The sequence below is a fragment of the Chitinophaga sp. ARDCPP14 genome, assembly GCF_051362515.1.
Lineage (GTDB): Bacteria > Bacteroidota > Bacteroidia > Chitinophagales > Chitinophagaceae > Chitinophaga.
This window is the reverse complement of record NZ_JBKIXB010000008.1, coordinates 1-21,539: the sequence shown is the minus strand read 5'-3', so window position 1 is coordinate 21,539 and position 21,539 is coordinate 1. Positions and strand designations below refer to the sequence as shown.

General features: G+C 47.6%; 17 protein-coding genes. 8 read left to right on the top strand and 9 right to left on the bottom strand.

What is annotated here, in order from left to right:
- The gene (locus tag ACLHR0_RS21365) at positions 1-1,146 is read right to left on the bottom strand and encodes a glycosyltransferase family 4 protein (protein WP_436489340.1); all 1,146 of its coding nucleotides are present in this window, start codon (positions 1,144-1,146) and stop codon (positions 1-3) included.
- Positions 1,143-1,802, bottom strand: a complete 660-nt coding sequence (locus tag ACLHR0_RS21360) for a hypothetical protein (RefSeq protein WP_429046797.1) — start codon at positions 1,800-1,802, stop codon at positions 1,143-1,145. The genes ACLHR0_RS21365 and ACLHR0_RS21360 overlap by 4 nt, the downstream gene beginning before the upstream one ends.
- Before the next feature lie 128 nt (positions 1,803-1,930).
- Between ACLHR0_RS21360 and ACLHR0_RS21355 the strand changes: the two genes are divergently transcribed.
- From ACLHR0_RS21355 to ACLHR0_RS21345, 3 genes are all read left to right on the top strand, one after another.
- On the top strand, positions 1,931-2,536 hold the full coding sequence (locus tag ACLHR0_RS21355; protein ID WP_429065350.1) for a DUF1349 domain-containing protein: 606 nt from the start codon (positions 1,931-1,933) through the stop codon (positions 2,534-2,536).
- 91 nt (positions 2,537-2,627) lie between these two features.
- A complete protein-coding gene (locus tag ACLHR0_RS21350; RefSeq protein ID WP_436489338.1) occupies positions 2,628-4,163 on the top strand; it encodes a sulfatase family protein in 1,536 nt (511 codons plus the stop codon).
- Between the two features lie 224 nt (positions 4,164-4,387).
- Entirely contained in the window at positions 4,388-6,208 is a 1,821-nt protein-coding gene (locus ACLHR0_RS21345) for an ABC transporter ATP-binding protein (RefSeq protein WP_436489336.1), read from the top strand.
- A gap of 55 nt (positions 6,209-6,263) precedes the next feature.
- Here the strand turns inward: ACLHR0_RS21345 and ACLHR0_RS21340 are convergent, their stop codons facing one another.
- From ACLHR0_RS21340 to ACLHR0_RS21330, 3 genes are all read right to left on the bottom strand, one after another.
- A complete protein-coding gene (locus ACLHR0_RS21340) occupies positions 6,264-7,073 on the bottom strand; it encodes a glycosyltransferase family 2 protein (protein WP_429046790.1) in 810 nt (269 codons plus the stop codon).
- 388 nt (positions 7,074-7,461) lie between these two features.
- A complete protein-coding gene (locus ACLHR0_RS21335) occupies positions 7,462-8,901 on the bottom strand; it encodes a DNA/RNA non-specific endonuclease (protein WP_436489334.1) in 1,440 nt (479 codons plus the stop codon).
- A gap of 89 nt (positions 8,902-8,990) precedes the next feature.
- Positions 8,991-9,893: a BPSS1187 family protein gene (locus ACLHR0_RS21330; protein WP_436489332.1), complete on the bottom strand. Its 903-nt coding sequence runs from the start codon at positions 9,891-9,893 to the stop codon at positions 8,991-8,993.
- 142 nt (positions 9,894-10,035) lie between these two features.
- Between ACLHR0_RS21330 and ACLHR0_RS21325 the strand changes: the two genes are divergently transcribed.
- A complete protein-coding gene (locus ACLHR0_RS21325; RefSeq protein WP_429046784.1) occupies positions 10,036-10,707 on the top strand; it encodes an MgtC/SapB family protein in 672 nt (223 codons plus the stop codon).
- 60 nt (positions 10,708-10,767) lie between these two features.
- Here ACLHR0_RS21325 and ACLHR0_RS21320 read toward each other — a convergent pair whose 3' ends face one another.
- Positions 10,768-11,985 carry a family 16 glycosylhydrolase gene (locus ACLHR0_RS21320; protein ID WP_436489330.1) on the bottom strand — a complete coding sequence of 406 codons (1,218 nt, stop codon included), beginning with the start codon at positions 11,983-11,985 and terminating at the stop codon, positions 10,768-10,770.
- Positions 11,986-12,057: 72 nt separating this feature from the next.
- Positions 12,058-13,788 carry a cellulase family glycosylhydrolase gene (locus ACLHR0_RS21315; protein WP_436489328.1) on the bottom strand — a complete coding sequence of 577 codons (1,731 nt, stop codon included), beginning with the start codon at positions 13,786-13,788 and terminating at the stop codon, positions 12,058-12,060.
- A gap of 184 nt (positions 13,789-13,972) precedes the next feature.
- Between ACLHR0_RS21315 and ACLHR0_RS21310 the strand changes: the two genes are divergently transcribed.
- Positions 13,973-16,831: a ligand-binding sensor domain-containing protein gene (locus ACLHR0_RS21310; RefSeq protein ID WP_436489326.1), complete on the top strand. Its 2,859-nt coding sequence runs from the start codon at positions 13,973-13,975 to the stop codon at positions 16,829-16,831.
- Between the two features lie 114 nt (positions 16,832-16,945).
- The gene (locus tag ACLHR0_RS21305) at positions 16,946-18,184 is read left to right on the top strand and encodes a multidrug effflux MFS transporter (protein ID WP_429065363.1); all 1,239 of its coding nucleotides are present in this window, start codon (positions 16,946-16,948) and stop codon (positions 18,182-18,184) included.
- Here ACLHR0_RS21305 and ACLHR0_RS21300 read toward each other — a convergent pair.
- Entirely contained in the window at positions 18,181-18,906 is a 726-nt protein-coding gene (locus tag ACLHR0_RS21300; RefSeq protein WP_436489324.1) for an SDR family oxidoreductase, read from the bottom strand. The two genes, ACLHR0_RS21305 and ACLHR0_RS21300, sit on opposite strands and share 4 nt — an antisense overlap.
- Positions 18,907-18,977: 71 nt before the next feature.
- A complete protein-coding gene (locus ACLHR0_RS21295) occupies positions 18,978-19,574 on the bottom strand; it encodes a Crp/Fnr family transcriptional regulator (protein WP_429046774.1) in 597 nt (198 codons plus the stop codon).
- 58 nt (positions 19,575-19,632) lie between these two features.
- Between ACLHR0_RS21295 and ACLHR0_RS21290 the strand changes: the two genes are divergently transcribed.
- Both ACLHR0_RS21290 and ACLHR0_RS21285 read left to right on the top strand, forming a co-directional pair.
- Positions 19,633-19,977, top strand: coding sequence for a TfoX/Sxy family protein (locus ACLHR0_RS21290; RefSeq protein ID WP_436489322.1), 345 nt, complete (start codon positions 19,633-19,635; stop codon positions 19,975-19,977).
- Positions 19,978-20,084: 107 nt separating this feature from the next.
- A complete protein-coding gene (locus ACLHR0_RS21285) occupies positions 20,085-21,317 on the top strand; it encodes a cation:proton antiporter (RefSeq protein WP_429046770.1) in 1,233 nt (410 codons plus the stop codon).
- Positions 21,318-21,539 lie beyond the last annotated feature (222 nt).

Below are 21,539 nucleotides of genomic sequence, written 5' to 3'. Positions count from 1 at the left end.
TCAGCGGATATTAAGTTTTTCATGCATCAGCTGCACAAACTGCCTTGCTATCAACCGGTAATCAAAATTTGCTATTACTCTTTTCCTTGCAGCTTTTCCTAACTGTTCCCTGTAGGCGGCATCTGTCATTAACCGTTGCAAATGCTGCCTGATATCGTTGATATCTGCCCGGTAGTCCACTGTACGGGGCGTAGAAAATACGACCTTCTTTTCCGTCTCGAAACCCGACTCTTTACCAACCATCACTTCATTCAGCACAATTTCTTCTGCCACACCGGCCAGCAGTGCGGTTTCGCCATCTACCAGCGTATCCAGCATGCCCATTGCGCGGATGCCGATCACCGGCTTTTCGCAGGCGCCAGCTTCTACCTGTGGCATCCCGAAGCCTTCCAGCCGCGATGGGGCCACATAAATATCGCAGGCGTTGATGAGATAAGGCATCTCCTCCCTTGAAACAATGCTGGTAATATATTGCACCTTGCCACCCAGCCCCAGTTCTTCCGCCAGTGCCAGGTCGGCTTTATTTTGTATGCTGGTGCGCGGCTGCGGCCATACTTTACAGATATACTTCCAGTTGCCGGGCACTTCACTGCTGAGTTGCGACAGCGCCTGCATGACTTCCCTGGCTCCTTTTGAACAGGCGTCGCCGCCTACGGTGAGCAGCATCAGCTCATCCGGCGCCACGCCCATTGATTCCCGCACGGCTTTCACCCGCGGATGATCTTTAGGCAGCGGCGCGAACCTGTTGGTATTGCAACCAACCGGCAGTACGGCGATTTTATCGCCGTTGATGCCGTCGCGTATATACATTTCCTTTACCCACTGCGAGGTAACGAGGATCAGCGGCAGTTTATTCAGCACCTCCTGGTAGTTGGCGATATATCCATCGGCCACCAGCCACGGAACCGGCTGCACACCAAATTGCTGCGGATGCAGGATCAACTGCGGGCAATATCCCCAGTAACCTACGCCCACCACCACATCCGGCTTAAACGAGTTGTAGTACCATTCCTTTTCCAGTGGTGAGTCGTAGTGCACCGCCAGCGCAGTTACACCTATTTCCAGCAGGCCATGGTACAATAAATTTCCTTGTGTTGCCAGTCCACCGGGAGCCGGCGGATAATCAAATAACAAAAGTACTTTCATAATTCAAACGGTAAACTGTTGAGCCACTGATGGGCTTCCATGCTGTTATTAAAACACCAGAATGATTCCGCCAGCGGCGTGGTGGCTGCTTCCCAGCTATCGACCTTAAATCCGTACGTTTGAGTGATCACCTCGTATTTTCGTTGCCAGAGATCTTTATCCAGCACATGATAAATAGTTGCTTCAGGAATAGCTTCCGGGAAATAGGACTTTAATCCGTCTTCATAAGCAAACGCCCAGAGCTCATCTGCTGTGATCCTGCCTTGTTGCCACAGCCGGATCACGGCGCTGCTTACTTCTTCGTGGCGGAGGTGCCGCGTATATTCCCCGCGCGGATGATGGGTGATGACCAGGTCGTAATGCTGCACCGGCAATAACGCCAGCACCTGGTTTTCCACCACCTCTTCCGGCAATGGCGTTTGTTCGGGACCATCGTCCATATCTCCCATAACTCCTTGTGCTCCGTACAATTGTAATGCCTTAAAAAATTTAGGGGCTCTGTCTGTATCACTGGCGCGGCACAGGCTGATGATGGTCCAGTTCCACTGCGGATGAAACAGGATGGTACCTCCGGCCCACAGCGTTTCATCATCGGGATGGGCTACAATAATGGCAACAGACTTTCTTTTTGTTACTTGAGGGTTTTCTTCGCGCATATTCATAACATTTAACAGGCGGGTTAAAGAGGGTTCTTAAAGTTAACAAATCCGGAGCAGCTACCCATCACTAAAAATTACCCATTCCGGAGAATATTTATCATCTTACAGAAAATTTTTACGGAAACATGATGAAAAAACTGGTAGCATTATCCGCTTTCATAGCGATGAGTATGGGACTAAAAGCACAAACAATGCAATGGTATAACACTCCTCAGAAATGGTCAGCAGACCACAACAAGATAAACGTGACCGTTGACCCCGGTACCGACTACTGGCAGGTAACCCACTACGGCTTCATCCGCGATAACGGCCCTTTTTATTTCCAGGAACAGGAAGGCGATTTTACCGCCACGGTAAAAATTACCGGACATTATAAAGAGTTGTTCCACCAGGCCGGCCTGATGATCCGCAAGGACGCCAAAAACTGGATTAAAACCGGTATCGAATATGTAGACGGCGTACAGAACGTAAGCGCCGTGGTAACCCGTGAAGTATCCGACTGGTCGGTAGTTCCGCGCCACGATAGCCCCAAAAGCATGTGGCTGAAGTTACTGCGTAAAGGCGACTATGTACAGATTGAATATTCCTTTGATAATAAGAAATTTGATATGCTGCGACTGGCCTATTTTCCTCCCGGTGGTAAAGTGCAGATAGGCCCTGTGGCCGCTGCACCGGGGAAGTTGCCGTTTGAGGTGGTGTTTGAGGAGTTTAAGGTGGTGGCGGAAAAGTGATTTTTTTGAGATGCGGTCGCCGGAGGGTGGCCGCTAAAATATCTTTGATAAAACCACGGAACATAACCCGTCAAAAGATAAAACTTTGAACATGAAATTCTTCTCCGCAAACTATCTTAAAAAAACCTGGGGATTATTACTCCTCTTCACTGCCAGCAGCTATGCGCAGCAACAACGCCCTAATATTATTTTCATTTTCTCCGATGACCATGCCTACCAGGCTATCAGCGCCTATGGCAGCAAACTGGTACAAACACCTAACATCGACCGGATTGCCAGCCAGGGGGCCATTTTCAAAAATGCCCTGGTCACCAATTCCATTTGCGGCCCCAGCAGGGCTACCCTGCTTACCGGTAAGTATAGTCACATCAACGGCTACACGCTCAATGAGAAAAGGTTTAATGTAGAACAGCAACTATTCCCTGCCCTGCTGCAGGAAAACGGCTACCAGACTGCCTGGATAGGTAAATGGCATTTAGGCAGTTTGCCAAAGGGGTTCGACTACTGGCGTATCCTCAACAGCCAGGGCCAATACTACAACCCTGATATCATCGGTCCAAACGACACCACCCGCATAGAAGGCTATGTAACCAATATTATTACCAACCTTTCTGTTAACTGGCTCAACAAACGCGATACTTCCAAACCCTTCTTCCTGGTAGTAGGCGAAAAAGCAACACACCGCGAATGGCTGCCGGATGTCCAGGACCTCGGTGCATACGACGATAAAACATTTCCCCTCCCGGCCACTTTCAAAGATGATTACAAAAACCGCCTGGCAGCACAAAACCAGGACATGACCATCGATAAAACCATGCGCCTGAAAGAAGACCTGAAAGTGCATGCCAATTACGAAAAAGGGATCTACGGCCGCTTTACGCCGGAACAAAAAAAGGCATTTATTGATTACTATGAAAATAAGATCAGCAAAGAATTTGATGAACAAAAACTAACAGGTGATGCCCTCGTAGAATGGAAATACCAGCGCTACCTGAAAGATTACCTGGCCACGGCAAAATCGCTCGACAGGAACATCGGCCAGCTGCTGGACTATCTCGATAAATCAGGCCTTTCAAAAAATACAGTCGTCGTATATGCCTCTGATCAGGGCTTCTATATGGGAGAACATGGCTGGTTTGATAAACGCTTTATTTATGAAGAATCATTACGTACACCTTTTGTGATCAGATACCCCGGCGTAATAAAGCCTGGTACCTCCATCAATCAGCTGATGCTGAACATCGACTGGGCCCCCACTTTCCTGAACATCGCCGGCGTAAAAGTACCCGCTGATATACAAGGCACCTCCTTTTTACCGCTGCTGAAAGCAAATGCCGGAAATGTTCCCTGGAGAAAAGAAGCCTATTACCACTATTACGAATTTCCGGAGCCCCACCATGTATACCCGCACTTCGGTATCCGTACAGAACAATACACGCTGGTACGCTTCTACGGGGAGTCCAACAGCTGGGAACTGTATGATCTGAAGCAGGACCCGCACGAGGTAAACAATCTTTATGGCCGGAAAGGCACAGAGAAACTCACCGCTACCTTAAAAGAGCACCTGAAACAACTGATGGTTCAATATAAAGACACCGGGGCGCTAAAAATCCTCACGCAGCTATAACGCCGCCAGCCGATGGCGATCAAATCTTTTGACAATTAAGCCAAAAGGGCTATTTTTGAGCCCTGATTGCAGTTTTTACTGGTGATCTGCTGGCTTGAATGTGCGACCGAAAAATATTCTTTAAGTTATTGATAAAAAGGAAATTAAAACTTAAGGAACCGCATCAGCAACGATGCGGTTTTTTTTATGCACCGTCTTAATCATTATACGATTATTATTAAAATATGAAGACATACTTCCGATTATTATCATTTGCTAAACCTATTAATAAATTTGCGATCCCCTATATCATCTGTGTACTGTTGTCTGTAATATTCAGCACGCTGAACCTTGCATTGCTGGCGCCTTTGCTGGAAACGTTGTTCAACAAGGACCTCAATCAGAAAATTGTTCCCATGCCGGACAATTATTTTGATATTTTCAAAGTATTTAAACATTACACCACCACTATTGCCAGTGAATATGGTAAAATCAAAAGCCTGGAATTTGTTTGCGCCTGTATTGCCGCCTCAGTATTAATAGGCAACCTGTTCCGCTATTTCGCAGATCGTACCATGGAAAGCCTGCGCATACAAACCTTGCTGAACCTGCGTAAATCAGTATTCAACAATGTAATGAACCTTCACCTCGGTTATTTTAGCAATGAAAGAAAGGGAGATATCATTTCTAAGATTGCATCAGATGTCCAGGTAGTACAGTATACAGTAACCGGTACCCTGCAGGTGTTATTTAAAGAACCGGCCCAATTGATCTCTTTCCTCGTCATCCTGTTCCTTATCTCCTATAAATTAACGCTGGTATCGATGCTGGTGATTCCGGTAGCCGGCCTCATTATATCGCGGATTGTAAAACGACTGAAAGAACAGGCTACCGCTTCCCATCAAACTTACGGCATGATGATCAGCTACCTCGATGAGGCGCTGAACGGCATCAGGATCGTAAAGGCATTTAATGCCGTTGGATTTATTACCAACCGCTTTGATGAACAAAACCGCAAGTATTCCAAGATATCCCGCTCAATGGCTAAAAGACAGCAACTGGCGTCGCCCGTTTCTGAAACTTTAGGGGTCTTAATGGTGGCCGGTATCGTGTTTTATGGCGGTTCGCTTATTATCAATAACCAGGGGGATATGGACGGATCTACCTTTGTTGTATATATTGCCCTCTTCTCCCAGATTATGCGCCCGGCAAAAGCTATTTCCACTGCGTTCAGCAATATCCATTCAGGCGTTGCGGCGGGCGACAGGGTGCTGGAGCTGATCGATCAGCAATCGGCTATCACCAACGCACCCGATGCTGCTACCTTAAACGGCTTTACCAATGAGATTCGTTTTGATGGCGTTTCTTTCGCCTACGGCGAGAAGAAAGTACTGAATAACATTCACCTCAGCATACCCAAAGGCTCCACGGTGGCGCTGGTGGGCCCTTCCGGCGGCGGAAAATCCACCTTGATGGACCTGATCCCCCGTTTCATGGACCCGCAGTCAGGCAGCGTCCTGATAGATGGCAAAAACCTGAAGTCTGTTACAATGGAATCTTTACGGGCACTCATGGGCGTTGTAAACCAGGAGTCCATCCTCTTTAATGACACCATCTTTAACAATATTGCTTTTGCCAAACCTGACGCCACCATGGAAGAGGTAGAGGCCGCAGCCAGGATTGCCAACGCACACGATTTTATCAGCAAAACCGAAGACGGCTACAACACCAATATCGGGGATAAAGGGTCCAAGCTCTCCGGCGGACAACGGCAGCGTATCTGCATTGCACGCGCCGTGCTCTCCAATCCGCCGCTGATGCTGCTGGACGAGGCCACTTCCGCCCTGGATACCGAATCCGAGAAAATGGTGCAGGATGCGCTGAATAACCTGATGAAGAACCGCACATCCCTGGTGATTGCCCACCGCCTGAGCACTATTCAGAACGCGGACCTGATCATTGTACTGGATAACGGCCAGGTGGCCGAGCAAGGCACCCACCAGGAACTACTCAGCAACAACGGTATTTATAAACGGCTCATTGAAATGCAAACGTTTAGTAACTAAATAAAAAAAGGCCACCGATTGGTGGCCTTTTTTATGAAATATCTTTTTTGATTATTTACTCCGTCGTTAAATGGTGCCTGTAGCCGTTGGAACAATAGGCAATCCCGTGGTTTAAGGTATCCAGGTAAACCCTGTAGTTGATGTTTTCGTGTACACGGGAATTAAAAGGATGATGCAGGTGATAACATACCGCTTTTAATTTTACCTTTTTCTGGTATAAACCGGAATTGATAAAACGTGCTGCCAGTTCAATATCCTCGTGCCCCCACCCTTTCAATTCGTTATTATAACCATTCACTTTCAGAAAATCTTCTCTCCAGAAAGCACAGTTACAACCGATCCAGTTACGGGAACGCTGACTCTTTTTAATCAGCAATGGAGCCAGGAAAGGAATGCGAAGTGAATTAATCCGGTTTCTCACGTCTCTGCTGAAAGAAGATACCCGCTCAAATTGACCATTGTTCAGGTATTTCCTGGTAATCTCTTCCTGTAACAACACCCTGCTGCCACGGATAAAATATCCTTTTTCCGCTTCACTGATATGGTCCCTGATGAAAAGCTCATGCATCACAATATCGCCATCAATCTGGATAATATAGTCGGAAGAAGTACCGGTAATTGCCTGGTTAATGATGATAGTTTTACGGAAACCTTCGTCCGGATGCCAGAAATGCTTCACCGGAATATTGGTTTTTCGTCTGAATGCCTCTACAACATCCCTGGTAGCCTCTCCGGAGCCATCATCAGCTATAATGACTTCGTCGGGGAGAACGGTTTGCACCAGTACACTATCCAGCACAAGCTTTAATGCTTCCGGCCAGTTGTATGTAGTAACAAGTAAGGCCACCGACACTCTTTCACCCATATTAGTTAGATATAAAATTAATGTTTAAAAAGCTCATATTGTTAAGCTTCTCTAGTATAACGCCATTTTACCCCTAATTATTTTACGCCATTTCTTTCGTTGTGTACACAGTATTTGTCTTGTTATATGTACATATAATCAAGAAAAGTGTAGGTTTATTTCCATTAATAATCGGCCAGTTATACTTTAAGTTAGCTTCTAATTATAATAACGATCTAAGGCTTCAATAAGTTACATGTAGCTACAGTACTTTCAATAAAATTATGCCAATCTGGTTTTTATAGGAACTTATCATGATTTATTTTTTGGATATTAGTTTACAAACTACAAAAACATAATAATTTTATGCAATTTATAATTTAATTATCAGAACAACATAATATTTTTTTTAACGATACATTCTCTCCTGTCCTGCATCTATTTTCTTTACTAATTCCTGTCTTATCACCAGCGGTACCTTGTCAAGCAACTTATACCTGGTAGCCTTTTCTATCTCTTCAATAGATGTCAGGTAAGCGCTCCACCTCGCATTTACATCGTTTTTATTTGGTGTGTTCACTGCAATAATACGGGTGTTCTTATTAATTCGCTGCAAATCATTGTTTCCTTCCGGTAAAATTACGAGGACCTTCCAGATATGGTCCGGCACGGTAACCTTACGCCCGTCTATTGTTTTGGCCAGTCCCTTGCTGCCGGCTCCCCCGCTGCCATAGCTGCCCATGATCACATATACTTCGTTCCCTTTCATCACCAGCTCCCGGGTATATTCTTCCAGGTTCTTCCATAAATGCTGGTTGTGGTTAGGCGCCTGCGGGATCATATTGGTCATCAGGAAAGTGGATTCATTGGCGGCACGGGTGGCCGTCCGGTCGCCCGACGGACAATTATGCCCCCTGTCGAATCCGCTGCCCATATAACTAGTTTGGGATACCTGGTACCAGTTCCCAGGAATATCGGCGTCCGGCCTGAAATCATTGGCCCTCGACATTTTGCCCAGGTCCTTCCGCGATACATGCCAGGCCACCCAATTGGGCGTTCCCCTGTCACGGTTATACGACAGCTTGTAATATTCCTTATCCATCAGGTAATTATTCGCCATCACCAACGATCCACTGGCATCGCTGGGATTGCCCAGTAACAGGTTGTCGTCGTCGCTCCCTGCCGGTTTCTCCACCGGCTTAACCGATGTGTCCTTTCCGCCGGCAGTGACCCGGAACCGATCAAAATTAATCCTGCTGCTGCCGGGATCTGTTTTCCGGATATCAAAACGGATAGTGCCCGTACTTTTCGCGGTAAAAGTGGCTGTTTTCAGCACACCGGACGTAACACTAACGGGATCCCCCACACGAAAATAGCTTTGCCCGCGGTTCACTGATGCCCACAACTCCCATGTGCCCATTTTGTCGTCCCCGTACCCGGCAAATTTTAGTGTAACCGTTACCGTTCCTTTTACAAGGATATCGAATTTCATCCCGGCCATACCATTGTCCCGGATACGCAATGCCTGTGTACCTGTTTTATGATCTTCCTCCAGGTTGCCGGTGACGGCATCCTTAAACTTCCAGGTACCACTGGATAATGCCACGTCCCCGCTGTTATAATTTGTTTTGGATCCCGGTTCAAAATCTTCTGCCAGTAAAAATGCACTGGTGCCGGAAGTAGTATTTTTTTTGTGAGATGATTTCTTTGGAGGAGATTTTTCATTGTCTCCGGTAATTTTCCGGGAACAGGTAGTCACCGCAAATGCAGCGATGATCAATATAACGATAACGGCTAAACTGCTGCTTCCCTGGTGCTTCTTCTTTTTTCTTCTCTTCTTCTTTGACATAGAATGGTAACGAACGCCCGCGAAGATAAAGAATAAAAAACAGGAGGACAAAGTTCATCGTTTACACGAGACCGTTAGCCAGTTCCTTATTAATTCCTGGTAGCCCCGCTGATCATATATTTCCACACGGCTATGAAGTCTGTTCCCAGCGTAGATCCGTGTTTATCTTTACGATCCACATCCGTAACAAGGATACTATTCCTGGAGTGAACGGGCATTCCCGGCTGCACCATCGTGGTATCGGTTACCGCCTGGTGGTTCACCGCACTTACATCCTGCACCTGGTACTGGTAATTAAACGGGTCTGCAACATGCAGAAACGCATAATACCTGTTCACCGGCGTGCGACCACGCTCCTGCTGCCAATGCGCCGGCGCATTAAAATATTGCAGGTAATCCTGCGGGCCCGAAAACATCAGCACTCCACGCAAACGGAACTGCTTCCCAAAATATGCTGCATGCCCCGCTCCCTGCGAATGACCTGCAGCAATAACTTTATCCCAGCGCACTTGTCCATTACGTACAAACTCACTCCAGCCACGATCCTGCGCAGCCAGGTACACCACCAGTTTTGTAAAACGGTTCACCAGGCTGTTGGCAGAATCTACATCTACCTTATCACTCACCGGCGTACCAAACATAATTTCCTGGCGGAAATGATCAAAACAGGTACTGTCTTCACTTTTGGAACACGCTGTGGTGATCACCGTGTTCATATAATCCGGGGTGATCACATAATAGCCCATGGCAGCAAAAGAACTGTCGAATGTACGGAAATCAGTGGCCGTGCCGCCGGTACCGGGAATCATCACTATCAGCTGATGGCGGTTGTTTCCCACAGCGGGTTCTGCGGCAAGATGCGGCGAATGCACTGTCTTTAATCCCGGCTGGGTGACGTTGGGTGCTATTGTCCGGAACTTTACCTGCGCCCGGGTTGTAACGGAAAAAAGAAGCGCTGCGGCAATGAGTAAACGTAGTTTGATTGGAAGCATGCGAAAAATATAAATGAATTGATGTCAAGATACAAATTTTGAGCTTCTTTAAAAGCCCGGCTATAATCGGAATAATCACCGTAATCAGGCAGAAAGACAACCTCCACAGGATGAAAGAAAATTTATTGCGTAAATTAGTAGTATGATACCCTGGATGGAAATATTGATAAGATTATCGCTGGCAGCGGTTTTTGGCGGTATAATAGGTTTGGAAAGAGAACGGAAGGACTGGGCTGCCGGTCTTAGAACCCACATGATGGTGTCTGTAGGTGCGGCGTTAACCATGATGGTTTCCGCTTACGGATTTTCCGATATCCTGGGGCAGCCTAACATTGTACTGGACCCCTCCAGGGTGGCCGCACAGGTGATCAGCGGTATAGGATTTATCGGCGCCGGCACCATTCTTTTTCTGAAAGAAGGCGTGGTTCGCGGGCTCACTACCGCCGCGGGATTATGGACGGTAGCAGCTATCGGGCTCGCCACCGGCGGCGGCATGTATTTCGCCGCATTTATTGCCACCGCTATTGCCATCATCATCCTGTGGCTGCTGCAGCCGGTAGAAAAAAGATTCCTCAGCCGCTTTGAACAAAAAACTATCCGCATCATCACTTTTGAACGGAGCAAATCCATTGAGGTAGCAGATAAATTATTTCAAAACACCGCGCTCAATATTACTTCCTGCAACATCGAGCAAACAGACAGTTTCTTCTTTATCACGGTACGTTTCAGAAGCATGGATAAAACCATTGTAGGCAAGCTGATCGCAGATATACAGGCAGATACCGGCGTAAAGGAAGTATCATGGAACAGTTGATCTACAGCATAGGAAAGCCGGCCGTTAACACGGCCGGCCCGATCCATCAACCTATATCATTTAATACCGGAACGACTCCCAGCCGGAAATAGTGGTACGGTTGCAGGTCATAGCCTGCGTGCCGTTTTCGCACGACACATATCGCCCATTATTTCCGCGGAGGGCGATGCTGCCGTCTGTATTTACTATCCAGTCAAATTTTTCCCAGTCGCCCACACTGGTACGGTTACACGTAATGGGATTAACGCCGTTTTCTGAAGAAACATACTTACCCTGGCTTTTCAATGCCACCTTACCACCGCCGGCATCTTCCACGGTAAACTGTTCCCATCCCTGTGCAGTAGTGCGGTTGCAGGTCATGGCCTGTGTGCCGTTTTCACTGCTCACAAAAGCATTATTAAATCCTTTGAGCGTAATGGTGCTGCCAATAGGCGCATTGCCACCGCTGTTGGAAATGGAGTATACCCGCACGTAATCCACGTACATATTGGCAGGCAGTTTACTTTCATCAATCGTTTGTCCGGGGAAATCGCCTCCCACAGCCATGTTCAGGATGATAAAAAACTGGTTGTGGAATTCTTCTGTGCTGTTGATATTGTTCTGGATATTGGCTGTTGCAAACTGGTTACCATCCAGGTACCAGCGGATTGCATTGGCATCCCACTCCACCGCATATACGTGGTAATCAGTAATAGTGGTACTGGAAGTGCCGCCATAGGAAACATGACCGTTGGCATCCCAGTGAATAGTGCCATAAACAGTGTTGCTGGTATTTACCTGCTCCATGATATCTATTTCACCGCATTTCGGCCAACCCACGGAGCCAATGTTATTGCCCAGCATCCAGAAGGCAGGCCATAGTCCCTGCCCGGAGGCCAGTTTAATCCGCGCTTCAATACGGCCGTACTGCGTGGTAAAATGCCCGGCGGTGTTCATTCGCGCAGAGGTATAGGGCCAGCCGTTCACGGACTGCTTCTTCGCGGTGATTACCAGGTTGCCGTTGCTCACACTGGCATTGGACGACTGGTAATACTGCTTTTCATTATTAACACCCGGACCGGTTTCAAAAGACCATTTGGAAGTGTTGACACTGGTGCCGTCAAATTCGTCAGACCAGATCAGCGTGTACGCTGCTGCTGCCGCCTGCACTGCTACTGCAGCAGGCCGGGCATCCAAAGGTTGCAGATTATTGGTTGTTTTCGCCTCTTTTTTGCAGGCGCTCATCATTACCACTAACAGGACGGAACCTACGCTAATGGAGATCAGTTTTTCTTTCATGGAATTTACAATTAAAGAAAAGGTGAACAAATAAGGCTAATGGATCAAACGTGGAGTTAATTTTATGCGTTCTTACTTTCTTTCAAAGGTCATCCCGGTAAACACACCGCCACCCTGCACAAAGGCTATCCGGATCCGGTGTTCCCCTTTTGTGAGGCGGATATTTTTCACTACCACCTGCTGCCCCGCAGATGGCACGGCAATATCAGCCGCCAGCACGTTGTCATCGCTGCTGATCTTAAACCTGGGGGCAACACTACCGGTATCTGCTTTTATTTTTACGGTAAGGGTGTAGTTCCCGGCAGCGGCAACCCGGGTAGTGTACTGCAGCCATTCGCCGCTTTCAATATGAAATACCACAAACTCATCATCCTCCTTTTTTATATCCACGCCATCGTTGCGGTAAGCGTGTCCGCGGTTCCCCTGTGTATTAACACCCGGCGTATAATGGTAGCTCGCGGTATCCAGGTCGTTATACGCTGAAAGGTTTCGTCCCAGATCATAGTCTACCGCGCGGATCACAGCCTTGTCTTTGATGATATGTTCCCGGAAAGGAATGGCCTTACCGGAAGCCACCTGGCGGAACATGGCATCTGTCACATCTTTATGGTAAATATTATTTTCGATCCCGGTATTGCCTGCAAATTCCATGAGCGCGCGATAGGCTTCATCCTCCGCAGGTGCGGGCCCTTTGCCGTTCCAGTAATCCAGGAGCGCCTGGTAACCGGGCGTGAGCTTTATTTCCAGGGGATTGTTGCCCCCCATCTTTTTCAGCTGCCACCATGCCCAGCCGATATCATTGCTTTCTGCCATACTGATAGTATGGGTGAACCAGTTATTGGAGTTTTCCCCCGATTCCCCCAGCCACAACGGGAGGTTATATTGCGCCCGTAAATCCAGGAAATTCTGGATAGAAGCGGTATTGGTGAAGTTGCCGTATTTGTGAAAGCTGATCACCATGTTATTATCCCACGCAGGCAGTATGCCCTTGTAATTATTCCCGAAACCATTTCCTTCTATAATGATGATATGCTGTTGATCTACTTCCCGGATGGCTTTGGTGATGGCTGTCATCAGCTGTTTCAGGGGAATGTTCTTTGTTTCTTTGGTGCCCCTTTTATCCCCGGCGTCTTCAAATCCCCAGTTAGGTTCATTGATAATATCATAACCGCCTATCCAGGGTTCGTTGGCGTAACGCGCTGCCAGCTTGCGCCATAAGGCAATGGTTTTATCCCGGTTAGCCTGGCTTTCCCAGAGAGATGGCTTTTCGGGGTGCCTGTCGGAAATAGGCAGATCGTTCCCCTGCCCACCAGGTGCAGCATGCAGATCAAGGATCAGGTACATATGATTGGCCTTACACCAGTTCAGTAGGGAGTCGGTCAATGCAAACCCTTTTTCCAGCCAGGTATTTTGCCCGGCAACCGGCTCCTCATCTGCCGGCAGCGTGTACAGGTTGAAGTGCATGGGCAGGCGAACGGAATTGAACCCCCATGCCGCCATCGAGTCAATATCCCTCCTGGTGGTATGATTGGTAAGCCACGCATCATAAAATGCCTGTGTTTTTTCAGGCCCTATCAGTTCCCGGATCTTTTCGCGGATCCTGTATTGCTGGCCGATATTACCCAGGCGGAACATATAGCCCTCCTGCAACATCCAGCCTCCGAGGCCCATTCCCCGGAGGATCACCTGCTCGTTTTTTTCATTAACAATAATGTGGCCGCGGGTTTTCAGATATCCCTGCCCGTTACCAGGCAGCACAGAAGCCAGCAATAAGGTGAGTGCTATAACGTGGAATTTCAGCATGTACAGTGTCTCTTTAAAAAGAAAAATAAGAATATCCAAGATCCCTATTTAAAAGCATAAAATCATTTCCGGCACTACGTCATTTCTACTTCAAAGGACATTAAAACATTGATAGCTAATCTATCTTCATTACATCTTACCTACATCAGCAAAAAAATTTTACATTTAGTAAAACGCTTTTTAGATGAAGCATTTGTTGTTGCTGGCCCTTTTATTCCACGGAAAAATATTATTAGCCCAGAATACAATCGGACTACCCGCTGTGGTGAATTTCAGTAAAGCCCAATACCAGGGAAATGGGCAAACCTGGGACATTGATATTGACCATAACGGTATCCTGTATTTCGCCAATAATGAAGGGCTTCTTACCTTCAACGGCAATTACTGGAAGCTGTACCCCGTACCCAACAACACCCGCCTGCGCGCGGTAAAGGTGGCGCCGGACGGGAAGATTTATGTTGGCGCACAGGACGACTTCGGGTATTATCTGCCCAATAAAAATGGTATCCTGGAATATACTTCTCTCAAAAAGTATATCCCCGCCGGGCAAACAGAATTTGCAGACATCTGGAATATTGCATTATTCAACAATGGCGTTTACTTCAAAAGCAACAATAAAATATTCGGCTGGCGTAACCGGCAGATAGACGTGTACAATGCTCCCGTAGAATGGAAAATAATGGGCAGCACGGCCCACGGCCTTTACGCGCAGGACCTGAAACAGGGACTGCTGAAATTATTAAACGGTAAATGGCAACCTGTTTGCACCGGCTTCCAGGGCAAATCTCTCCTGGTCACCGCTTTCCTGGAAGAAAAAAATGATACCCTGCTGGTTGCCACCCTCAAGGATGGGCTTTTCCGTATCACCGGGCAACAGTTACTCCCGCTGCAAACAGCAGCAGATAGTGTTTTCCGGAGCAGCCGTATTTATTGCGCCATCCCGCTGGGTGACGGCCAGCTGGCGGTGGGCACCTTCTCCAAAGGATGCTTTATCATCAATGCCAATAGTGGCAGCGTGATCCAGCAATTCAGCATGGACGAGGGTCTTCAGAATAATAATGTGCTCCGCCTGTTTGCTGATCCCCGCCATAATATCTGGCTGGCGCTGGACAACGGTATAGATCAGCTGCGTTACAATACCGCCATTAAACAGATACTACCCGCCAAACATAATTCGCTTACCACTTATGCGGCAAAGGTGTTTAATCAGCGCCTTTACATCGGCACTTCTGATGGACTATACAGCACACCACTGGACACCGTTGCAGACCTCAGCTATTCCAAAGGCAACTTTCAGCCGGTGGCCAACACCCGTGGCCAGGTATGGAACCTTTCTGCTATCGGCTCCCACCTGCTGATGGCCCACCAGGAAGGAACGTTTGAAATCACCGGCAACAAGGCTGCTGCAGTGCTGAAAGACCTGGGCTGCTGGGCTTACCTGCCGCTTTCCAACAACATACTTACCGGCTGTTATAATGGCCTGGCTATTATCCGCTATAACGGCCCACAGGTGCGTGTCAACCGGCACGTCTCCGGTTTATACGAATCCCTCCGCTTCCTGGCGATGGACCCACAGCAACGTATCTGGTCCTCCCACCCCTACCGAGGTGTATACCTGCTCACCCTAAAAAATGACACCGCCCTGAGCTACCGCTTGTTCACGCAAAAAGACGGGCTGCCGTCCACCTACAATAATTACGTTTTCCGTATTCAACAACGGATGGTAGCCGCCACCATGAAAGGCATCTATGAATTTGATGAAGCCCGGCAGCAATTTGTTCCGTCGCAGGGATTGTTTGCCCCGCTGAAAAATGCAGCGGTGCAATATCTTTCGGAAGACAGCAGCGGCAACATCTGGCTGGTGGCAGATAAAAAGCCGGGAGTATTGAAACCCCGGCAGCAAACAATTACCTGGTTCCCCGAACTCACCGGGAAAATCGTTGGCGGCTTTGAGTTCATTTATCCTTTTAATGAGGAGAATATCTTTTTTGGCGGCGACAAAGGCATTTATCATCTCAACTATAAAAAATATTCCCGTCATGATGCCGGCCTGTCAGTATTACTCGGACAAATAAAAGCCACCAGCCGGAAAGACACCCTGCTGTATGGCGGCTACCAAACGGCCGGTGCGCAGCCGCCAGTGGTACTCCCCAATGCGTTCAACAGTTTTCATTTTGAATATACGGCTCCCCCGGCGGAACAAGGCAATCATATCACTTACAGCTATCAGCTGGCCGGCTTCGATAAACAACCCGGCGAATGGACCGCCAAAACAGAAAAAGAATATACCAATCTCCCTTACGGGAAATATACTTTTTGGGTAAAGGCAAAAGATAACCTCGGCAATATCTCCGCTCCCGCCAGTTATTCTTTTACCATTTTACCCGCCTGGTATCAAACCTATATAGCGAAGACGGTGTATATACTGTTGCTCGCGGGGCTGACCTGGTACCTGTACCGGCGTCAGAAGAAAAAATTTGCTGCACAGAAAGACAAACATCTGCAGGAACAACAACATCTCATTTTTCAACACCAGCTGGAGCTGGAAAGAAACGAGAAACAGCTGATCCGGCTGCGCAATGAAAAACTGGAATCAGACGTACAACATAAAAATAAAGAGCTGGCCACCGCCACGATGCACCTGGTACAAAAAGGCAAACTGATATCCAATATCCGTGAAGAGCTGATACAAAGCGTAAAGAAAACCAATGACCCGGAAGCGCTTCCTTCTTTCAAAAAAGTGATGCGGTTATTTGAAGAAGCAGAGAATAACGAAGAAGACTGGGCGCAGTTCTCCCAACACTTTGATGAAGTGCATAACAACTTCCTGCGCACCCTTAAAAAACAATACCCGGATTTGACCACCACTGATCTTAAACTTTGTGCCTACCTGCGCATTAATCTTACCACCAAAGAAATAGCCCAGTCGATGGGTATTTCCGTACGCGGCGTGGAAACCAGCCGGTACCGGCTTCGCAAGAAACTGAACATCCCCGGCGAAACAGGACTGTATGATTTCCTGATCAATATTACACAGGAATAAATACGCGAATGCTTGTCTCCCCACGGTAAAATCAAAAGAAGATAACAGTCACATCATCCGAAGGGGCGTATTTCTTCTTACTTTTGCAGGGAAATTTTTTAAAGCCATATTATTTTGACCAACGAACTTTCAAAATCGAAATATTTCTTTCTTATCCTGATTCTCGGTACGCTCACAGCACTAGGCCCTTTCTCGATCGACATGTATCTTCCCGGCTTTCCGGCTATAGGAAAGGATCTGGGAGTAGATCCTACCAGGGTGGCCTTATCGCTTTCGAGCTTTTTTATTGGGATTTCAGCAGGACAATTACTATATGGTCCGTTGCTCGACCGGTTTGGCAGGAAGAAGCCGCTATTCATAGGACTCGTGCTGTATGTGATTTCTTCTATCGGCTGTATGTATGTGTCTTCCCTGAACGGGCTCATTATCCTCCGCTTTATCCAGGCCATAGGCAGCTGCGCCGCGGCAGTAGCTTCTGTTGCGATGGTGCGTGACCTCTTCCCCGTGAAAGACAATGCCAAAGTATTTGCACTGCTGATGCTCGTAGTGGGAACGTCCCCCATGATTGCCCCTACCGTGGGCAGTTATGTAACCAGCGCCTTTAGCTGGCACGCAGTATTCCTGGTACTGGGCGTTATGGGCGCACTGATCCTGATAGCCACCATCCTCTGGCTGCCGGAAAGTTATAAGCCGGACACGTCGATGTCACTGAAGCCTGGTCCCATTATCAGCAACTTCCTGTCGGTGGTGAGTGAACCTCAGTTTTATACCTACACTTTTGCAGGCGCAGTTTCTTTCTCAGGACTGTTCGCTTATGTATCAGCTTCCCCCCAGGTGTTTATGGATATTTATAAGCTCAGTGACAAAGCGTATGGTTGGATCTTTGCGGGCCTTTCGGTAGGACTGATCGGTTCCAGCCAGGTGAACAGCCTGTTGTTGAAACGGTTCAGCAGTCAGCAGATAGTACCGGTGGCGCTGCTTTGTCAAACCATCACCGGGCTTGTTTTCATTGTCTGCGCCTGGAATAACTTTTTATCATTACCCGGTATCATCGTATTGTTGTTCATCTACCTTTGCTGCCTGGGCTTTATCAATCCCAACACGACAGCATTATCGCTCGCCCCGTTCAGTAAAAATGCGGGCAGCGCATCTTCCCTGATGGGCGCCACACAAATGGGAATAGGTGCGCTTGCCTCCACGGTGGTAAGCCTGTATAACACGCACACGGCTACGCCGATGGCGATCACCATGTGCGGCACTTCCCTGCTGGCACTGTTTATATTACTGGTATGCCGCCGGAATATCAAAACGGCTGTGGCAGCGGCGCCTGGCGCCGCTACCATTGCGCATTAAACCAGTACGGCGCCGCCATCTGCCACTACTATCTGCCCCGTGCTGAATCCATTCTGCATCAGGTATAAATAAGTTTGCGCAATATCTTCCGGCTGGCCCACGCGGCCTGCCGGAAGCATGCCGGCAGCCTGTTTATACATGGCTTCGCGATCGGCCTCCGGCATTCCTGCCCAGAGTGCTGTTTTCACAATACCAGGCGACACCGCGTTTACACGTATAGGCGCCAGTTCGATGGCCAGCATGCGGGTGAAGCCCTCCATAGCGCCACAAATGCAGGCGCCGGCGGCCCATCCCTGCTGTGGCCTTAAGTTGGCGATGCCGGTAGTCAATACCACTGATCCCCCCGGCAATATATTTTTACTGCCATACTTTACGGCATTGAATGCACCGAAAAAACGTAATTGAAATGCTTCCTGCAATTCCGCGGCTGTAAGGCTTTCCACCTGCCCGAACGGGAAGGCGCCACCTGCTGTAAACACCAGATGATCAAAGGCGCCTGATGTGTGAAAGAAGTCACGCACCGCTGCTTCACTCCCCAGATCCAGCGCAAAGCCCTGCGCGGTTCCGGGTAACGTCGCCAATGCTTTATTTACTCTTTCAAGATTACTGGAAACAATGATCACCGTTGCACCCGCCACCGCTGCCGCCTGTGCCGTTGCCAAACCAATGCCGGCCGAACCGCCCAATACCAATACTTTTTTTCCTGTCAGATCCGTATTCATAATTATAATTTTTTATGAACACAAAATTCGGCAGCCGGCAGCAGGCGTCATTTAACAAATGGTAAAAAGCATTAAAGGCGGCCATTTTTCCTGATCCGGCTGAGCGACTGCTGCGTAATACCCAGGAAAGACGCAATAGTACTCAATGGTACACGGGAAACAATATCCGGTTCCTTTTGCAGGAAATACCGGTAACGCTCCGAGGCATCCAGTCCCAGGTATTCGTTCCGGGCCAGCACCTTTTCCAGCAAGCCTTGCCGGGTAATCTGATCTATCAGGGATCTGAGGTAAGGGATCTTTTCGTATAGCCTCATGAGGTATTCCTTATGCAATACAATTACAGCCGCATCACATACCGCCTCCAGTACGTAAGGCGAGGGCGTTTCTTCGAGGTAACTGCCCAGTATGGTGGCACACTTATTTTCTTTCAGAAAAAATATGGTAATATCCTCTCCGTCATCCGTATACTTTACCAGGCGCAATATACCTTCACAAATGAAGAACAGCTCCCGCGGCACTTTGCCCTCCGGCAATAACACCGCTCCTTCCTTCACCTGTTGCACAAATAACCCTTCGGATAACAGCTGCCAGTCGTCATCAGACACCGGATGCAGCTGCTTCAGGAAGCGGTAAAAAGTATCCAATCCTGCCATAGTTATAAATTTCATTACAATATTATGGTAATTAAAGGAAGTCGTACCTTCATATCTCCCAAAAAATAGCTCAATGGCATTCAATGAAAAACTCGCTGATCGCGTACGCGAAATCCTTTATGCTTCCACCGATAACATCACGGAAAAGAAAATGTTTGGTGGCCTGTGTTTCATGGTAAACGATAAAATGTGCGTGGGCGTACGGCCCGATAAAATGATGGTAAGAATTGATCCTGCTAAATCAGACGAGGTAGTCGAATCCTCTTCCGGCGCCGAAGTAATGATTCATGGGGGCAAAGAAATGAAAGGATTTATTTTTGTAGATGAAGGTGAGCTGCACACAAAAAAACAATTACAATACTGGATTAAAATGGCATTAGAATTTAACGTAAATGCTAAGTCTTCCAGGAAAAAATAATCCTATAATGCCGGTGGGACTTTGATTTGCTACATTTTTTTCTACCTTTAAAACTACTGTAGCAACAATAGGAACCTGATTTTTTAACCGGCATTATTCGATTACTTATGAACACATTTACGCTGATAACGGCTTTAGTTACCATTAGTGCATTAATTTCCTACATCAACAACCGATTCATTAAACTTCCCGGAACCATAGGTGTGATCGTGGTTTCGCTGTTATTATCTTTACTGATTTCCCTGACGGGTAAAATTTTCCCCGGCGCATTCACTTTTATTAAAGATGTCACCAACGGTATTGATTTCACCGGTACGCTGCTGGACGTAATGTTAGGCTTCCTGCTTTTCGCCAGCGCATTGCATTTCGATTTCAATAAACTAAAAGCACAGCGGTATCCCGTGCTGGTATTGAGTACCGTAGGGGTTATCGGCTCTACTTTTATATTCGGATTCCTGTTGTACTGGGCCACTGAACTGCTGCACATCGACATCCCGCTGGTATATTGCCTGTTGTTTGGCGCACTCATTTCACCTACCGATCCGGTAGCGGTATTATCGATCTTAAAAAAATCAAAAGTCCCGCCCGCCCTTGAAACCATTATTGGGGGCGAGTCTTTACTGAATGATGGTACTGGCATCCTGTTATTTGTGATCCTGAAAGAAGTAGCCGGGCAAACAGATAGTCATGTTTCTCTATCACATGCTGCCGCCCTGTTTTCGCAGGAAGTATTCGGCGGGATCCTGCTGGGTGTTGTTTCCGCTATTGTGGCTTACAGGACCATGAAGCGTGTAGACGACTTCAATATCATTGTAATGGTATCCTTATCCATGGTAATGGTAATTTCTGTGGTAGGCGCTATACTGCACGTATCTATTCCACTGGCGGCCGTTTCCGCCGGATTGATATTGGGTAATACTTCCCTGGGAACAAAAAATGCAGAAGAAATACAACACTATTTTCACAACATCTGGAGTCTCATCGATGAACTGCTGAACACCATCCTCTTTGTGATGATCGGGTTGCAGATTGTGATCATGCCCTTCCTGCAAAACTATTGGTTCACCGGTTTAATGGCCACCGTATTTGTACTGATTGCGCGGGCGCTGAGTATTACCATCCCCGCCATTGTATTAAAGCGCTCCCTGAAAACAAATTATAAAAGCATTACCATATTGGTTTGGGCCGGACTGCGTGGGGGCATCTCCGTTGCACTGGCGCTGTCGTTGCCGGAATCTCCCTATAAGGAAATTATCCTCTCTGCCAGCTACTTTGTGGTACTATTCTCCATCATAGTGCAGGGACTCACGCTAAAGAAAGTAGTTGACCGCATGGCGTAGAGCGGATTTTGTCTTGGCTCAGGATTACGCTGATTTTACTGATTAGCTGGATTTTTACTTTTGGATTTTTAAAGGATTAAGGGAGATAAAAGCGAATATATGTACTGCCCCCTAAAAGTTAGACACTTTTAGGGGGCATTTTTATGGATAAACGCAGAAAATACAGTTTTGAGCAAAAATTAGCCATTGTGATGGCAGTTGAGAATGATTATCAATCCGTTA

What these genes read in the sequence shown, in the direction of transcription:
- ACLHR0_RS21360 (WP_429046797.1), bottom strand. Translation starts at nt 1,802, where the DNA reads ATGCGCGAAGAAAACCCTCAAGTAACAAAAAGAAAGTCTGTTGCCATT.
- ACLHR0_RS21335 (WP_436489334.1), bottom strand. Translation starts at nt 8,901, where the DNA reads ATGTCAAAGAAGAAGAGAAGAAAAAAGAAGAAGCACCAGGGAAGCAGC.
- ACLHR0_RS21320 (WP_436489330.1), bottom strand. Translation starts at nt 11,985, where the DNA reads ATGAAAGAAAAACTGATCTCCATTAGCGTAGGTTCCGTCCTGTTAGTG.
- ACLHR0_RS21330 (WP_436489332.1), bottom strand. Translation starts at nt 9,893, where the DNA reads ATGCTTCCAATCAAACTACGTTTACTCATTGCCGCAGCGCTTCTTTTT.
- ACLHR0_RS21290 (WP_436489322.1), top strand. Translation starts at nt 19,633, where the DNA reads ATGGCATTCAATGAAAAACTCGCTGATCGCGTACGCGAAATCCTTTAT.
- ACLHR0_RS21340 (WP_429046790.1), bottom strand. Translation starts at nt 7,073, where the DNA reads ATGGGTGAAAGAGTGTCGGTGGCCTTACTTGTTACTACATACAACTGG.
- ACLHR0_RS21300 (WP_436489324.1), bottom strand. Translation starts at nt 18,906, where the DNA reads ATGAATACGGATCTGACAGGAAAAAAAGTATTGGTATTGGGCGGTTCG.
- ACLHR0_RS21325 (WP_429046784.1), top strand. Translation starts at nt 10,036, where the DNA reads ATGATACCCTGGATGGAAATATTGATAAGATTATCGCTGGCAGCGGTT.
- ACLHR0_RS21285 (WP_429046770.1), top strand. Translation starts at nt 20,085, where the DNA reads ATGAACACATTTACGCTGATAACGGCTTTAGTTACCATTAGTGCATTA.
- ACLHR0_RS21350 (WP_436489338.1), top strand. Translation starts at nt 2,628, where the DNA reads ATGAAATTCTTCTCCGCAAACTATCTTAAAAAAACCTGGGGATTATTA.
- ACLHR0_RS21365 (WP_436489340.1), bottom strand. Translation starts at nt 1,146, where the DNA reads ATGAAAGTACTTTTGTTATTTGATTATCCGCCGGCTCCCGGTGGACTG.
- ACLHR0_RS21315 (WP_436489328.1), bottom strand. Translation starts at nt 13,788, where the DNA reads ATGCTGAAATTCCACGTTATAGCACTCACCTTATTGCTGGCTTCTGTG.
- ACLHR0_RS21310 (WP_436489326.1), top strand. Translation starts at nt 13,973, where the DNA reads ATGAAGCATTTGTTGTTGCTGGCCCTTTTATTCCACGGAAAAATATTA.
- ACLHR0_RS21345 (WP_436489336.1), top strand. Translation starts at nt 4,388, where the DNA reads ATGAAGACATACTTCCGATTATTATCATTTGCTAAACCTATTAATAAA.
- ACLHR0_RS21355 (WP_429065350.1), top strand. Translation starts at nt 1,931, where the DNA reads ATGATGAAAAAACTGGTAGCATTATCCGCTTTCATAGCGATGAGTATG.
- ACLHR0_RS21295 (WP_429046774.1), bottom strand. Translation starts at nt 19,574, where the DNA reads ATGAAATTTATAACTATGGCAGGATTGGATACTTTTTACCGCTTCCTG.